Below are 14744 nucleotides of genomic sequence, written 5' to 3' on the forward strand. Positions count from 1 at the left end.
CGCGGTGGTAGGCCTCGTCACACCGGGGTCTCCGCGCCCGCCCACACGGCCCTCACCTCGTCGAGCACCGCGGACGCCTGCGCCCGCCCGGCCCGCGCCGCCGGTGCCCGCCGCGCCGGGTCCAGGACGTTCTTCCCGATGGCCTCGACGGCGATCTCCCCCGGCGAGACGACGCACACCCGCGACCGCACCCGCAACGCCTCGACCTGCGCCTCGACGCCGGCGATCGGGCCCATCCCCTTGACGGCCGGGGCCAGCACGACGACGGAGTCGTAGCCGCCCGCCAGGTCCGCATTGGCCATGGAGCGCATGCCGCCGTCGATCCAGCGGGTGCCGAGCGCGGTCACCGGCGGCCAGACACCCGGCACCGCACAGCTCGCCGCGACGGCCTCGACGAGGGACACGCCGCAGGTGCGGTCGAACGCCCGGAACTCTCCGGTCACCGCGTCGACGGCGGTGACCAGCAGGTCCCGCTCCGGCCACTCGTGCGAGGTCAGGCGTTGCCGCATCACGGCGAGACGCTCGCTCTCCGGCACCGTCTCCGCCGCCAGGGCCAGCTTGCCGATCCGGGCGCGCACCGCCCGCGGCTCCCGCGGACCGCCGACGACCGCGAGGCCCAGCCGGGCCATCACCCTCGGCCCGATCCGCGAGGCGATCTCGCCGCGGGCGTCCCGGAGCTGGGCCTCGTACCGCTCCTGCATGTCCGCACCGCTCGCCACGAGCGCGCCGACGACCGACCCCGCAGAGGTGCCGACGACCAGGTCCGCGTCCGTCAGGTCCACGCCCTTCTCCGCGAGGCCGGCCAGCAGGCCGATCTCCCAGGCGATCCCCGTGATCCCGCCGCCGCCGAGCACCAGTGCCCGAGTTCCGTCACCCATCACCCGATCTTCGGCTGTGCCGATCGCGAGGGCAACGAGGAGACTGCGCGGGACCCGGCCGCCGCCAGGGTCCAGAGCGCCAGCACCACGACGACCAGCACCTCCGTGAACGCCAGCCCGCGCTCGACCAGGCCGAGCGGGATCGCCTGCCACCAGCTCCGGCCGGTCAGCGGGCGCAGCAGGAAGCCGCCGAGGATCCAGGCGAACCACAGGTAGGCGACGACGCCGAGCCGGCGGGTCCACGCGGCGAAGCGGGACCACAGGGCGTCCCGTCGGAAGCGGCGGCCGATCGTGATCGCGGCCGCCGGCATCGCGAGGAACGCGGCCAGGCTGGCGTAGCGGTGGATGTAGCCGCCGACGCTCGGGCCGACCGACCAGTTCGTCTTCTCGAACGCGACGACCGTGCACATCCCGACCGCGAACAGCGCCAGCAGCACGGTGGGTGCGGAGACGGCCCCGAACAGCCGGACCCGCACCGCGGCGACGGTCACGGCGACCGTGCCGAGCGCCAGGGCGAGCACCCCGACGTCGAACACGGGCTTGTAGGGACCGAGGCCGTACTCGCTGATCGTCCGGCGGACCGGGTCCACGTTCGTCGCGACGAAGTGCAGCCCGAGGATCAGCACCACCGCGATCGCCGCGCCCGCGATACCGACCAGGGCGAACGTCCGGGTCAGGGGGGCCCGCCCCACCTCCGGCTCGACGACGCCGAGGCCGCTGGGTGATTCGACGGACATGCCTCTCCCGGGGATCGTCGTGCTAGTTCACCGTTCAACGGCCGTCCGCCGGCGGGCGTTCCCCCACCCGGCCGTGCGGTGCGTCCCATTCTGACCGGGTCGCGAGGTCCGTGCCGATCGCGGCGGGCCCGTGGCCCGGCTCAGTGCTCCGGGCGGGTCGGCCGCAGCCCCAGCGCGCGCGCCGCGAGCTGCGCGAGGTGCACGGGTTCCCGGGTTCCGGCCTGCCGCAGCTGGGTCCGGCAGCTGAACCCGTCCGCCAGCACCTCGACGTCCGCCTCCGCGGACCGGACGGCCGGCAGCAGCACTCGCTCCGCCGCCGCCATCGACACCTCGTAGTGGCCCTTCTCGAACCCGAAGTTCCCCGCGAGGCCGCAGCAGCCCGAGTCCAGCACCTCCGCCTCGACGCCGAGGGCCCGCATGACCGCGCGGTCGTCGTCCGCACCGAGCTTCCGCGTGCTGGTGGCAGTGCACCTGCACGAGCGCCCGCCGGCTCCCGCCGACGACGAGGCCGGGCAGCTCGTCGAGGTGCTGGGCCAGCAGCTCGGCGAAGGTCTTCACCCCGCCCGCGAGGGCCGCGGCCAGAGGCTCCGCCGGGAGCAGCTCCGCGCCGTCCGCCCGCAGCGCGGCGGTGCAGGACGGTTCCAGCCCGACGACCGGGACGCCCGCCGACAGCCACGGCTCGATGGTCCGGAGGCTGCGCCGCAGCACCCGCCTGGCCGCGCCGACCTGCCCGGTCGACGTCCAGGTCAGCCCGCAGCAGACGCCGTGCGGCGGCAGCTCGACCGAGTAGCCCAGTGCGGTGAGCACCGCGACGGCGTCCTCGGCGACGTCCGGGTCGAAGTGGTCGGTGAAGGTGTCCGGCCAGAGCAGGATCCGGCCGCGCGGCGCGGACACCGCCGGGCCGCGCTCGACGATCGAGTCCGCCCGGGCGCGCGTGGTGAACGTCTCCCTCGCGATCTCCGGGATGGCCCGCTCGGGCGCGATCCCGCCGGCCCGCTTCGCGATCCCGGCGAGCCACGGGACGCGCGCGAGTGCGTTGATCCCGTCGACCACGCCGGCCGGCAGCATCCCGACCAGCCGCATCCACCGCGGCAGCGCGCCCATCGAGTAGTGCGACGCCGGGCGGAGCTTGCGGTGGTAGCGCTGAGCCAGGAACTCGGTCTTGTACGCCGCCATGTCCACACCGACCGGGCAGTCCCGCTTGCAGCCCTTGCACGACAGACAGAGGTCGAGGGCCTCGGCGACGGCGTCGTTCTGCCAGCCGCCGTCGATCACCTCGCCGTTGGCCATCTCGAACAGCAGCCGCGCCCGGCCGCGCGTCGAGTGCATCTCCTCGCCCGTGGCCCGGTAGCTGGGGCACATCACGCCGCCGTGCGCGGTCACGCACTTGCCGACGCCCAGGCAGCGGCGGGTGGCGCGGGTGAAGCTGCCGCGGTCGTGGGTGAACGCGAGCTGCGGGGTGTCCTGGATCGTGGGCATCCCGACGAACACCCGCAGGTCCTCGTCGAGCCGGGCCGAGCGCACGATGCAGCCCGGGTTCATCCGGTCGTCCGGGTCCCAGATGCCCTTGAACTCCTCGAACGCCCGGATGATCGTCGGCGGGTACATCCGGTCCAGCAGCTCGGACCGGGCCCTGCCGTCCCCGTGCTCGCCGGAGAGTGATCCCCCGTGCGCGACGACGAGGTCCGCCGCGTCCTCCATGAACGCGCGGAAGTTCGCGATGCCGGGCCCGCTGAGCAGGTCGAAGTCGATGCGGACGTGCAGGCAGCCGTCGCCGAAGTGGCCGTAGTACACGCCCTTGCGGCCGTGCCGCTCCAGCACCGCGTCGAACTCGCGCAGGTAGGCGCCGAACTTCGCCGGCGGCACCGCGGCGTCCTCCCAGCCGGGCCAGGCCTCGCCGCCGTCCGGGCTGCGGGTGAGGATGCCGGCGCCGTCCTCGCGGATCCGCCAGAGCGCCTTCATCTTCGCCGGGTCGCTCACCACCAGGCTGGACGCGCCGTAGGGCTTCATCGCGCGGGCGACGGCCTGCGCGGCCGCCTCGGCCTCGGCCCGGGTCTGCCCGCCCGTCTCGACGTAGAGCCAGCCGCCGCCGGGCGGCAGGGCGCGGCTCGCCGTCTCCACCGGGTTCGACGCGCGCAGGGCCGCGATCAGCCCGGCGTCCATGCCCTCGATGGTCAGCGGCGAGTGCTCCCGGACGACCATCACGTTGTCCGCGGCGATGTAGGCGTCCGGGAAGCCGAGGACGGCGAGCGCGCGCACGGGCGGGGACTCGACGAGCCGGACCGTCGCGTTCAGCACGGTGGCGCACGTGCCCTCGGTGCCGACCATGGCCCTGGCCAGGTCGAGCTCACCCTCGGGCAGCAGCTGGTCCAGGTTGTACCCGGAGACCCGGCGGGTGAGGTCCGGGAAGCTCGTGCGGACCTCGTCCGCGTAGCGCTCGCCGAGGGCGCGCAGCCGCTCCGGGATCGCGCCGGTGGCCCGGCCCCGGCCGAGGGTGAGCCGCTCGCCGCGGTAGGTGAGCACGTCCATCGCGTGGACGTTGTCGACCGTCTTGCCCCAGGCCACGGAGTGCGAGCCGCAGGCGTTGTTGCCGATCATCCCGCCGATCGTGCAGCGGTTGTGCGTCGACGGGTCCGGGCCGAACGTGAGCCCGTGCGGCGCCCCGGCGTCCCGCACGTCGTCGCAGATCACCCCGGGTTCGACGCGGGCGGTGCGGGCGTCCGGGTCCACCTCGAGGATGCGGTTGAGGTACTTGCGGAAGTCCAGCACTACCGCCGTGTTCACGGCTTGCCCGGCGATCGAGGTCCCGGCGCCGCGCGGCAGCACCGGGACCTCGTGCGCCCGGCAGACCGCCATCGCCGCCTCGACGTCCGCGGCGTCCCGCGGGGCCACGACCCCGATCGGCATCTTCCGGTAGTTCGAGGCGTCCGCGGACCACATCGCGCGGTGCGCGTCGTCGAACCGGACGTCGCCGCCGACGGCGGCCCTCAGGTCGGCGGCGAGACCGGCGATCCGGTCCGTACTGGTGACGGGGTCGTGCACGCTCACCCCGTCAGTCTGACGAGGTGGACGGGGTGGCCTTCGAGGCGGGCGGGTCCGCCTTTCCCGGCGCGGGGGCGTGGGAGTGCCCGTGGCCGTGTCCGTGGCCGTGCCCGTGTCCCGGCGTCGGAGCGGTCCCCGAGAGCTGGATGTCTCCCGCCCGCAGCGGCGCGTTGTGGAACTTGCCCTCGTGGGCGAGGATCGGCCGCTGGTCGCCCGCGATCTCGGGGTACTTCTCCTCGAGCTTCTGCCGGCCGTCCCACGTCCGGCGCATCCGGTCGATGTACTCGGAGTTGCCGTTGTAGACGCCGCGCCAGGTCTGCGGCATCTCGTCCTTCGACAGCCCCGCGTTCGCCTGGCCGCCCAGGGAGAAGCCGGCCGGGACCTTGCGGGTCGCTCCGCCGCAGACCGGGCAGCCCGGCGTCGCGGTGTCGGTCATGGAGGCGAGGTGCTCGAAGCGCGTGCCGCACTCGCACCGGTATACGTAGATCGGCATTTCGGCAGGTCCTTAGGGGTCGTGAGTGCGTAGCAGCGCTAGAGCGCTGCTACGCACTCACAGGTCACCAGTTCTCGACGGAGTTCGTGAGGATGTCGGCGATGTCGTCCTCGGACGGGGTCTTCGGACAGGTCGCCAGCAGCCGCTGCTGCTTCATCGTCCCCGGGACGAGGTCCGGGACGTCGGCCTCGGTGTAGCCGACGCCGCCGATCCCGTTCGGGATCCCGATGTCTCGCATGAGCCGGACCAGCACCGACGGGAGCTGCTCGCGCGCGTCGTTGTGCTTGTCCGCGCGCGGGTCCATCAGCTCCGCGGCCCGCAGGTGCCGCTCCGGCGCGCTCTCGAAGGAGAACCGGAACGCCTCGGGCGCGGTCAGGGACACGGACTGCCCGTGCGGGACCATCGGCTCGTCCTGCGGGTAGCCCGCCGGCCGGTAGTCCTTGACCATGCCCGCGATCGGGTAGGCGTTGGCGTGCGGGATGTGCACCCCGGAGTTGCCGAAGCCCATGCCCGCGAAGGTCGCGGCCATCATCATGTTGGACCGCGCCTCGAGGTCCTCCCCGCCGCGGTGCACCGCGTCCCGGAAGGACTGCGCGAGCAGGGTCATCGCCTTCTCGCACCAGAGGTCGGACACCGGGTTCGAGCCACAGTAGGTCACCCGCTCCTCGGGCTGCTTGCGGTCGAACGTGGTGTAGTACCGCGCCGTGTAGCTCTCCACCGCGTGGCAGACGATGTCCATCCCGGACGCCGCGGTGACCTCCGGCGGCAGGGACATCGTCAGCAGCGGGTCGATCACGGCCAGGGTCGGGCGCAGCCGCCAGTGGCTGATCCCGGTCTTGACCTTCATCGACAGGATGTCCAACACGCACATCGCCGTGGACTCCGAGCCCGTCCCGGCCGTCGTGGGCACCGCGATCAGCGGCTTGAGCTGGCCCGGCGGCACCTTCGCGTTGCCGATCGGCTTGTTGATGTAGTCCATCAGCTCGCCGGGATGGCTGGTCAGCAGGTTGATGGCCTTCGCGGTGTCGATCGCCGAACCGCCGCCGACGGCGACGAAGCCGTCCCACGGGCCCTGCACGCGGGCGTACTCGGTGGCCTTGTTCATCGAGTCGTCGGTCGGCTCGACGTGCACGCCGTCGAAGATCTCCGAGTCGATGTCGTAGCGCTTGAGGTTGTCCGCGAGCCGCTGCGGGGCGCCGAGCGCGTTGATCCCCGGGTCGGTGACGATCAGGACCCGCTTGACCCCGTAGCCGGACAGCTCGAAGCCCACCTCGTCGATGGCCCCGGCGCCGAACTTCAACGGCGGGGCACCCCAGGTGAAGATCGTCTCCTCGGTCAGTTGCACATCAGCCAGGTACGTCACGTGTACGAACCCTCCGGCGCCTTGCGCAGCTCCTTGATCTGCTGGGCGTCGTGCCCGAAGATCATCGTGGCGTCGGTCTTCTCCTGGATGCCGCGGAGCTTCTCGACGGACTGGAACCACTGCTCGAGGTTGTTCACGATCGCCGCGGGGGCGGCGGGCGGGCCGTAGCTCTCCCCCATGTACACCGCGTCCGAGGTGAAGATCATCGTTCCCGAGTCCGGGAGGTCGACCTGCATGGACATGGTGCCGACGGTGTGGCCCGGGGCCTGGATCAGCTTCACGCCGGGCAGGATCTCGACGTCGCCCGAGACGGTCTCCCAGTTCAGTCCCTCGTAGTCCGACTTGAGATGGGCCCCGTTGAAGTCGCCCTCGAAGTTGAGCGCGAACTCCTTCTCCTTGTCCGAGCAGATCAGCTTCGCGTTCGTGTTCTTGAACATCTGCGCGTTGCCGGCGTGGTCGAAGTGCAGGTGGGAGAGCACGACGTAGTCGATCTCGTCGAGTCCGACGTTCATCTTGTTGAGCTGGGCGTCGAGGTACTCGTCGTCGGCGACCTGGTCGTAGGGGAAGAACTCCTGCAGGCCGGTGGGCTTCCACCGGGTCTCCCAGTCGGACGGGCAGCTGGTGTCCCACAGCAGCTTGCCCTCGTCGGTCTCGACGAGGACACAGTGGGTCGGCACCTCCACCCAGCTGATCTTGTCCTCCTTCTCGGAGCGGGTCTTGATGCTGACCCCCGGCTTGAGGAGGAGGAACGTCAGGTCGGCGTGCATGGCCCCGCACGGGATGACGCTGAGCTTGTTCGCAGTTGCCATCGTGGTCCCTTCGGCACTGAGGGGTCGCGTGCGTCACACGCGATGCCCCGAACGGTGGCATGTGGCATGCCACTCGTCAATCGGTGCGCATGTGCGCATCACTCAGGCGGGGTTCGTCCACCCCAGGTCGATGTCCAGGACCCCGGTCCCGGCCCCCGCCTCCTGCGCGATGAGCAGCTCCGCCGTGTGCCGAACGTGGACACGCATGGCCTCCGCCGCTCCGTCCGCGTCCCCGGCCTCGATCAGCGTGAGGATCTCGGCGTGCTCGGCCACGATGTCGTCGAGGCTGCGGGACTCCCGGGCCGTCGAGACGCCGCGGCGCAGCACCATGTCCCGCAGCCCGTCGACGTAGGTGGCCAGCCGGGTGTTCCCGGACGCCTCCAGGACGACGCGGTGGAAGCGGCGGTCGTGGCCCAGCATCGTGAACTCGTCGTCCGCCTTCGCGGCCTTCTGCATCGCGGCGAAGTGCTTGCGGAGCTCCTTGCGCGTGGACTCGTCCAGGCGCATCACGGCGCGCCGCACGGCGGCCGGTTCGAGCAGCAGCCGCAGCGCGAAGACCTCCTCGAGGTCGTGCAGCGACGTCTGCAGCACCCGGACGCCGCGGTTGCGCTCGAACCGGACCATGCCCTGCTGGGCGAGCTTGATCAGCGCCTCGCGGACCGGGGTGCGGGACACCCCCAGCTGGGTGGCCAGGGTCTGGACGGAGTGCAGGGTGCCGGGTGCCAGCTCGCCGGTGATCACGGCGGTGCGCAGCGCGGCGAGCACCTGCGCGTTGACGGTCTCGGTCTGCCCCAGTGCCTTCACCGGCTCGGCGCCTTCATACCCGGAGATCCTTCTCCCGGCAGGCACCGCCGCGTCGTCGCACCCGCCGAGAGTGACATGCCACACACCACCGGTCAACGCCGAGGCCGCCGCCGCGTCGTGTCGGGGAGTCGGTCGCGGGGGACGGGCGGGCCGCTTGGTAACGTCTTGCGGCGCAGGTCCAGCAGCGAGGCCCGCGGTCCCTCCACAGACCGAGACCGCTGGACAGGTGCCCAATGCCCGACGCCCTCGATCCCGCACGCCCGATCGAGGCCCGCCCCGACTCCCGGTACGGAGTCGGGCTCGACGCGTTGAGCGGATCGTTCTCCGCCGAGTGGGTCGGCCGTTTCCGCCTCGACCTGCGCAACGGCCACTGGGAGTGGTCCGGCGACGGGCCGCTGCATCCGGCCGAGCTGCTCGCCGAGCGTCATCCCGAGGACCGGCCCGAGGCGTCCGTCGTCACGGTGCCGGTCGGGGAGAACCGGCCCTTCGGGACCGGGTTCCGGCTCATGTCCTCCGCCGAGCGCCAGGTGATCGTGGTCGGCGAGGGCGAGCGGGCCCCGGACGGCGAGGTGGTGGCCCTGACGGGCTACGTCGCGGAGCTCGACGGCGTCGTCGAGCGGTGGCAGTCCGGGCTGCGCGAGCGGGCCGAGCAGTTCGAGCGCGCGCTGCGCAGCCGGCCGACGATCGAGCAGGCCAAGGGCATGCTGATGCTCACCCACCGCTGCGACGACGAGCGCGCCTTCCAACTCCTGGTCGCGGCGTCACAGGCCTCCAACCGCAAGCTGCGCGACGTCGCGGCGCTGATCGTCGACGCCCTGCCCGCGGGCCGTCCGCTGCCCGACGACCTCGCGGCGGCGCTGCAGACCGAAGGTGGGCGGCTGCGCCGCGAGCGGGTCCGGGACTGATCACCGGCCTCGCTCGGGCTAGTGTCCCGGGCGTGAGTGCACCGGCATCCGGATCCGTCTCCGAGCTGTTCGATCCCACCGCGTGGCGTGAGGTCCCCGGTTTCGGCTTCACCGACATCACCTACCACCGGGCGGTGGACACGGGTGCCGTGCGGATCGCGTTCGACCGGCCCGAGATCCGCAACGCGTTCCGCCCGCACACGGTCGACGAGCTCTACCGCGCCCTCGAGCACGCGCGCACCTCCTCCGACGTCGGGTGCGTGCTGCTGACCGGCAACGGCCCCTCACCGCGCGACGGGGGCTGGGCCTTCTGCTCCGGCGGCGACCAGCGGATCCGCGGGCGCACCGGCTACCAGTACGCCTCGGGCGAGACCTCGGACACCGTCGACCCCGGACGCGCCGGGCGGCTGCACATCCTCGAGTGCCAGCGGCTGATCCGGTTCATGCCGAAGGTCGTCATCGCGGTCGTCCCGGGGTGGGCCGCCGGGGGCGGGCACTCGCTGCACGCGGTCGCGGACCTGACGCTGGCCAGCGCCGAGCACGCACGGTTCAAGCAGACGGACGCCGACGTGGGCTCGTTCGACGGCGGGTACGGCTCGGCCTACCTCGCCCGCCAGGTGGGGCAGAAGTTCGGCCGCGAGATCTTCTTCCTCGGCCGGACCTACACCGCACAGCAGATGCACGAGATGGGCGCGGTGAACGAGGTCGTCCCGCACGCCGAGCTCGAGGCCACGGCGCTGCAGTGGGCGAAGGAGATCAACGGGAAGTCCCCGCAGGCGCAGCGCATGTTGAAGTACTCCTTCAACCTGATCGACGACGGCCTGGTCGGCCAGCAGCTCTTCGCGGGCGAGGCGACCCGGCTGGCCTACATGACCGACGAGGCCGTCGAGGGCCGGGACTCGTTCCTGCAGAAGCGGGAGCCGGACTGGTCGCCCTACCCCTGGCACTACTGACGTGCGGGAGCTGCGCGCGCTCGCCGTCGACGGGTCCCCGGAGAGCGTCGAGCACCTGATCGGGGCCCTCGCCGCGGCGCTCGACGGCAGCGGGCCCGCGGTCGTGCCCGGACTCGTCGAGGTGCCCGCCGCGGAGGTGCCGGACGACGTCGCCGTCGTCATCGCGACGTCCGGCTCCACCGGCGAGCCCAAGTACGTGATGCTCACGGCCGCGGCGCTCACGGCGTCGGCCCGCGCGACCGAGGCCCGGCTCGGCGGGCCCGGCCGCTGGGTCCTCGCCCTGCCCGCGGACCACGTCGCCGGGGTGCAGGTGGTGCTGCGCGCGCTGCTCGCGGGGCAGCCTCCGGTGGTCCAGGACGTCCGCGAGGGATTTCGGCCGGCCGGGTTCGTCCGCGCGACGCGACGGCTGCCGCACGGCGCGCGCCGCTACGTCAGCCTGGTCCCGACGCAGCTCCTGCGGATCCTCTCCGACGCCGGGGCCGCGCTGCACGCGCTCGCCGGCTACGACGCGGTGCTGGTCGGCGGTGCGGCGCTGGCCCCCGCCCTGCGCGAGCGGGCGGAGGCGGCCGGTATCCGCGTCGTCACGACTTACGGGATGAGCGAGACCTGCGGCGGCTGCGTCTACGACGGCGTCCCGCTCGACGGCGTTGACGTCCGGGTGGCGGAGGACGGGCGGCTGCTGCTGGGCGGCCCGACGCTCGCCCGGGGCTACCTCGGCGACCCCGGGGCCACCGCCGAGAGCTTCGCCGGCGGCTGGTTCCGCACCGGGGACGTCGGCCGGATCGTCGACGGGCGGGTCACGGTGCTCGGCCGGGCGGACGACATGATCGTCACGGGTGGGGAGAAGGTGGCCCCCGCCGCCGTGGAACGGGTACTGGCGGCCCAGCCCGGCGTCGGCGCGGTGTGCGTGGTGGGCGTGCCGGACCCGGAGTGGGGCTCGCTCGTCGCGGCGGCCGTCGTGCCGAGCGGCCCGGAGCCGGACGAGAAGGCGCTGCGGGACGCCGTGCGGGCCGTCGAGGGGCGGGCCGCGGTGCCCCGCCGGTTCCTGTTCCTCGACGAGCTGCCGGTGCGCGGGATCGGCAAGCCGGACCGCCGGGCCGTGGCGGACCTGCTCGCCGTCACCCCTGTGCACATTCCAAACGACCCGACCCGGTGACTTCCGGCTACACCCCATCAGGTCGCTCACTCTCCGCTTGTTGACCATTACCCGGTCATCCGATCTGCTGCGTCCCAGGCGGCACTTCCTCACCTGCCGTCACAGTTTTCACAGGAGTCGCGGGAACGGAGATGCGGATGCAGGTGCGCGGTGCCGTACTGACAGCGGTCCTCGTCGGGGCGCTGTGTGCGGGCAGCGTCGTGCCGGCGGCGGCGGCGGAGACGACGGCCGCGCCGGCGAGCTGGCGGGAGAGCCTCGCGACGGGGGAAGCCGCGGGCGTCACGACCCGGGGTGGTGCCGCCGGCCTGGACCCCTCGTCCGCCTACCTCGCCCCACAGGACTCCGCCTCCGCTCAGGCCGAGGGCCTCACCGAGAGCCCGGCCCTGGTCCCGACCGGCCTGCTCACCCTCGGCCTGCGCACACTGGAGCGGCCCACCAGCCGGGTCGACTCGGTCCTGGACGCGGACGTGCCCGAGGGCACCACGGCGTCCGTCGACGTCCGGGGGAAGCGCTCGAACGGGAACTGGACCGAGTGGATCCCGTCGACGACGACCGGGACGAACACGGGCACGGCCGCCCTGCCCGAGGCCACGAACGTCGTGCAGGGACGGCTCGTGCTCACCGGATCGGCGGCGGACCCGGCCGCCCGGCCCGTCGTCCGGGACGTCACGCTCACCGCCGGGCCCGCGGCGGCGAGCACGGAGAGCGCCGTCACGGAGGCCCTGGCGCTCCGCTACTCGGTCTTCGCGACCCGCGAGGGGTTGGTCGGGGGTACCACCGCGAACGGCCACAGGATCGTGAACCGGGACCACTTCGTCGCCCTGCCGTCCCGGCGCGCGCTCTCCCCGCGGGACACGAGCGACTACTCGGTGAGGGTCTGCGCGCCCAACGGCCGCTGCGCGTTCGCGCCGGTCTGGGACATCGGCCCCTGGAACACCCGGGACGACTACTGGAACCCGCCCGCCCAGCGCCAGCAGTGGAAGGACCTCCCGCAGGGCACGCCCCAGGCCCAGGCCGCGTTCAGGACGGGCTACAACGGCGGCAGGGACCAGTTCGGCCGCAAGCTCGTCAACCCCGCGGGGATCGACCTCGGCGACGGCGTCTTCTGGGACGCGCTCGGCCTCAAGGACAACTCGCAGGTCACCGTCGACTACCTGTGGACGGGCTCGCTGCGGCTCTCCAAGGTCGTCGCGGTGGGCAACTCGCAGGAGAGCGCCGACGGTCTCGTCACGGTGCACGCGGCTCCGGACGCCGCCGCGTCGATCGTCGGGATCGCCGCGGAGGACGCGAGCGTCCCCGTGGAGTGCCTCGCCGGCTCCGGCGACGCATGGGTGCGGATCGGCGCAGGTCAATTCGTCGTCGCGGCCGCTCTGCCGGGCGCGGGGGACGTCACATCCTGCGGTTCCGGCGCGGGCTCCGGGGCACCGACGGACTAGGTTCGTGGTGTGGCCACGCTGTCGCAGTGGGTCGAGGGCGCGCGACCCCGCACCCTTCCCACCGCCGTCTCCCCCGTCCTCGTCGGCACCGGCGCCGCCATCGGGTCGGGCACCGTCGACATCGGACGGGCGGTGCTGGCGCTGGTCGTCGCCGTCGCCCTGGTGATCGGCGTGAACTTCGCCAACGACTACTCCGACGGCATCCGCGGGACGGACGACGACCGCGTCGGCCCGATGCGGCTCGTCGGATCGAAGGTGGCCGCGCCCACCGCGGTCCGCACGGCCGCGCTCGTCTGCTTCGCGATCGCGGCGCTGGCCGGACTGACGCTGGTCTCGCTGTCCGAGTCGTGGTGGATGATCGCCGCCGGCGCCGTCTGCATCGCCGGGGCCTGGTTCTACACCGGCGGCAAGCGCCCCTACGGCTACGCCGGGCTCGGCGAGGTCGCGGTGTTCGTGTTCTTCGGCCCGGTCGCGGTGCTGGGGACGACGCTGACGCAGGCGGGCTCGATCGGGCCGCTCGCCGTCGTGTGCTCGGTGGCCGTCGGGTTCCTGACGTGCGCCGTGCTGGTCGCGAACAACGTCCGGGACATCGCGACGGACGAGGTCTCCGGCAAGCGCACGCTCGCCGTCACGCTCGGGGACAGGGACACGCGCCGGCTCTACGCGGCGCTGATCGTCCTGCCGTTCCTGCTCTCGATCGGCGCCGGGATCCGCAGCTGGCCGATGCTGCTCGGGCTGCTGGCGCTGCCGCTGGCGGTCGGGCTCGTCCGCCGGGTGCTGGCCGGGGCGGACGGCCGGAAGCTGATCAAGGTGCTCAAGGACACCGGGCTGACGCTCCTGGCCTGGTCAGCCGCGACCGGCGTCGGCCTCGCGCTCGGCGTGCTGTTCTGAGGGCTGCCCGTCCTCGCCCCGGACGTCGTCGCCGCCGGTCCCGGCCCCGTCGAGGTCCGCGGGCCGGGGCTCCTCGCGCCGGGCTTCCTCGCCGCGCAGCCGGGAGCGCAGGGATTCGCGCTCGGCGGAGCGTCGCCGACGCGCCTCCCCGAGCGCCAGGTCCAGCCGCGCGCGCAGGGACCGGAACACCACCAGGGACAGCGGCAGCGCGACGATCAGGCCCAGCAGGACCGACAGCAGCAGCGGGACCCCCGCGACCGACAGCAGCGCCGCGATGACGCCCACGAGGGCGATCCGCGCGAGCGCGTAGAGCGTCAGGGTGGACGCGAGGCCGGGTGCGGCGTGCGGAGTGCCGGAGTCGTCGGACGTGCTCATGCGGTCGAGGGTACGACCCCCGGGCGCATCGCGTCGCCGCAGGTGGGAACCGCCGTCGCGGCGCGGGAACTCGGGGCGGGCGGTGTTCGTTGTCGAGGCGCGGCGTTCCCCGGATCGGGCCTTTGCGTCCGTTTTGCCCTTTAAGAGCCCTTTACCTCCGCCCAACCGTTCGAGTACCCGGGGTCCCAGGTGTCACGATGGCCCGGTAATCGACGATGCGGAGGCTTTGGATGTCTGCTCCGACCACGACCGGGAACGAGCGGCTCCTCACCCCAGGTGAGGTCGCCGCCCTGTTCCGCGTCGATCCGAAGACCGTGACCCGCTGGGCCTCGGCCGGACGGATCGGATCGATCCGGACGCCCGGTGGCCACCGGCGCTTCCGGGAGTCCGAGGTGCGCGGCATGCTCGCGGACCTCACCAGTGAGGCGACGCTGCCGACGCGCCACCCCTGAACGACGACACGAGCCGGGGCCCGGTCACCATGACCGGACCCCGGCCCGTCGTGTCGTCCGGGGCCCGCCGAGGGCCACCGCGGCGGTCGCCCGACCCCTGATATGGGGCGCCACCCGATGACGGTCGCTTTACCCGGGCATTGCCCTTCCTCCGCTACGCTCGACCACGGAGGTGGTGGTTGATGCTGTTCCTGATCGCATTCGCCGGCGCCGCGATCATCGCCCTGCTGCTGTGGCGGGCGATGCAGACCGATCGCGCCGAGGTACCGGGCGGTACCGCCCAGCAGTCCGCCCCGGCGGATCGTCGGCCGCGCGCCACCGGCCCGGACGACGATCCCGATTTCCTGCGGCACCTGGCCGAGTCCATCAAGCGTCCCGAGGACCCGCCCTCGGCCTGAGCAGATCCCTCCCGGGGTCGCATACGACCCCGGGCCAGGTCGCTCCCCCACC

General features: G+C 72.9%; 14 protein-coding genes and 1 pseudogene. 7 read left to right on the forward strand and 8 right to left on the reverse strand.

Annotation, left to right across the window (positions count from 1 at the left end; genetic code table 11):
- Nucleotides 1–17: 17 nt before the first annotated feature.
- From WBK50_RS28845 to WBK50_RS28875, 7 genes and pseudogenes are all read right to left on the reverse strand, one after another.
- Complete coding sequence (locus tag WBK50_RS28845) at nt 18–878, reverse strand: patatin-like phospholipase family protein (RefSeq protein ID WP_341338582.1); 861 nt, start codon at nt 876–878, stop codon at nt 18–20.
- Nucleotides 878–1615, reverse strand: a complete 738-nt coding sequence (locus WBK50_RS28850) for a DUF998 domain-containing protein (protein ID WP_341338583.1) — start codon at nt 1613–1615, stop codon at nt 878–880. The genes WBK50_RS28845 and WBK50_RS28850 overlap by 1 nt, the downstream gene beginning before the upstream one ends.
- Nucleotides 1616–1755: 140 nt before the next feature.
- Nucleotides 1756–4555: pseudogene (locus WBK50_RS28855) on the reverse strand (FAD-binding and (Fe-S)-binding domain-containing protein).
- A 112-nt stretch (nt 4556–4667) separates the two neighbouring features.
- Nucleotides 4668–5150, reverse strand: coding sequence for an FmdB family zinc ribbon protein (locus WBK50_RS28860; protein ID WP_341338584.1), 483 nt, complete (start codon nt 5148–5150; stop codon nt 4668–4670).
- A 64-nt stretch (nt 5151–5214) separates the two neighbouring features.
- Nucleotides 5215–6504, reverse strand: a complete 1290-nt coding sequence (locus WBK50_RS28865; protein ID WP_445942404.1) for a hydroxyacid-oxoacid transhydrogenase — start codon at nt 6502–6504, stop codon at nt 5215–5217.
- 5 nt (nt 6505–6509) lie between these two features.
- A complete protein-coding gene (locus WBK50_RS28870) occupies nt 6510–7322 on the reverse strand; it encodes an N-acyl homoserine lactonase family protein (RefSeq protein ID WP_341338587.1) in 813 nt (270 codons plus the stop codon).
- Nucleotides 7323–7424: 102 nt separating this feature from the next.
- Nucleotides 7425–8126: a GntR family transcriptional regulator gene (locus WBK50_RS28875; protein ID WP_341338588.1), complete on the reverse strand. Its 702-nt coding sequence runs from the start codon at nt 8124–8126 to the stop codon at nt 7425–7427.
- A gap of 233 nt (nt 8127–8359) precedes the next feature.
- On the opposite strand from WBK50_RS28875, the gene WBK50_RS28880 reads away from it, so the two are divergent.
- The 5 genes from WBK50_RS28880 to WBK50_RS28900 all read left to right on the forward strand — a co-directional run bounded on the left by WBK50_RS28880 (nt 8360) and on the right by WBK50_RS28900 (nt 13467).
- Complete coding sequence (locus WBK50_RS28880) at nt 8360–9031, forward strand: ANTAR domain-containing protein (protein WP_341338589.1); 672 nt, start codon at nt 8360–8362, stop codon at nt 9029–9031.
- Between the two features lie 32 nt (nt 9032–9063).
- Nucleotides 9064–9984: a 1,4-dihydroxy-2-naphthoyl-CoA synthase gene (locus WBK50_RS28885; protein WP_341338590.1), complete on the forward strand. Its 921-nt coding sequence runs from the start codon at nt 9064–9066 to the stop codon at nt 9982–9984.
- A gap of 10 nt (nt 9985–9994) precedes the next feature.
- Nucleotides 9995–11140 (forward strand): o-succinylbenzoate--CoA ligase, encoded by a 1146-nt coding sequence (gene menE / locus WBK50_RS28890; RefSeq protein WP_341339536.1) that lies wholly within the window; start codon nt 9995–9997, stop codon nt 11138–11140.
- 137 nt (nt 11141–11277) lie between these two features.
- Nucleotides 11278–12576 carry a hypothetical protein gene (locus tag WBK50_RS28895; RefSeq protein ID WP_341338591.1) on the forward strand — a complete coding sequence of 433 codons (1299 nt, stop codon included), beginning with the start codon at nt 11278–11280 and terminating at the stop codon, nt 12574–12576.
- A gap of 9 nt (nt 12577–12585) precedes the next feature.
- Entirely contained in the window at nt 12586–13467 is an 882-nt protein-coding gene (locus WBK50_RS28900; RefSeq protein ID WP_341338592.1) for a 1,4-dihydroxy-2-naphthoate polyprenyltransferase, read from the forward strand.
- Here the strand turns inward: WBK50_RS28900 and WBK50_RS28905 are convergent.
- A complete protein-coding gene (locus tag WBK50_RS28905) occupies nt 13423–13842 on the reverse strand; it encodes a DUF4229 domain-containing protein (RefSeq protein WP_341338593.1) in 420 nt (139 codons plus the stop codon). The two genes, WBK50_RS28900 and WBK50_RS28905, sit on opposite strands and share 45 nt — an antisense overlap.
- 230 nt (nt 13843–14072) lie before the next feature.
- On the opposite strand from WBK50_RS28905, the gene WBK50_RS28910 reads away from it, so the two are divergent.
- Nucleotides 14073–14294: a BldC family transcriptional regulator gene (locus tag WBK50_RS28910; RefSeq protein ID WP_341338594.1), complete on the forward strand. Its 222-nt coding sequence runs from the start codon at nt 14073–14075 to the stop codon at nt 14292–14294.
- 182 nt (nt 14295–14476) lie between these two features.
- Nucleotides 14477–14692, forward strand: a complete 216-nt coding sequence (locus WBK50_RS28915) for a hypothetical protein (RefSeq protein WP_341338595.1) — start codon at nt 14477–14479, stop codon at nt 14690–14692.
- Nucleotides 14693–14744 lie beyond the last annotated feature (52 nt).

Source organism: Pseudonocardia sp. T1-2H, assembly GCF_038039215.1.
GTDB lineage: Bacteria > Actinomycetota > Actinomycetes > Mycobacteriales > Pseudonocardiaceae > Pseudonocardia.

Bases quoted from the DNA above. Each gene is read 5' to 3' on its own strand.
- WBK50_RS28870 (WP_341338587.1), bottom strand. From the start codon at position 7,322: ATGGCAACTGCGAACAAGCTCAGCGTCATCCCGTGCGGGGCCATGCAC.
- WBK50_RS28910 (WP_341338594.1), top strand. From the start codon at position 14,073: ATGTCTGCTCCGACCACGACCGGGAACGAGCGGCTCCTCACCCCAGGT.
- WBK50_RS28860 (WP_341338584.1), bottom strand. From the start codon at position 5,150: ATGCCGATCTACGTATACCGGTGCGAGTGCGGCACGCGCTTCGAGCAC.
- WBK50_RS28895 (WP_341338591.1), top strand. From the start codon at position 11,278: ATGCAGGTGCGCGGTGCCGTACTGACAGCGGTCCTCGTCGGGGCGCTG.
- WBK50_RS28905 (WP_341338593.1), bottom strand. From the start codon at position 13,842: ATGAGCACGTCCGACGACTCCGGCACTCCGCACGCCGCACCCGGCCTC.
- WBK50_RS28850 (WP_341338583.1), bottom strand. From the start codon at position 1,615: ATGTCCGTCGAATCACCCAGCGGCCTCGGCGTCGTCGAGCCGGAGGTG.
- WBK50_RS28880 (WP_341338589.1), top strand. From the start codon at position 8,360: ATGCCCGACGCCCTCGATCCCGCACGCCCGATCGAGGCCCGCCCCGAC.
- WBK50_RS28845 (WP_341338582.1), bottom strand. From the start codon at position 878: ATGGGTGACGGAACTCGGGCACTGGTGCTCGGCGGCGGCGGGATCACG.
- WBK50_RS28915 (WP_341338595.1), top strand. From the start codon at position 14,477: ATGCTGTTCCTGATCGCATTCGCCGGCGCCGCGATCATCGCCCTGCTG.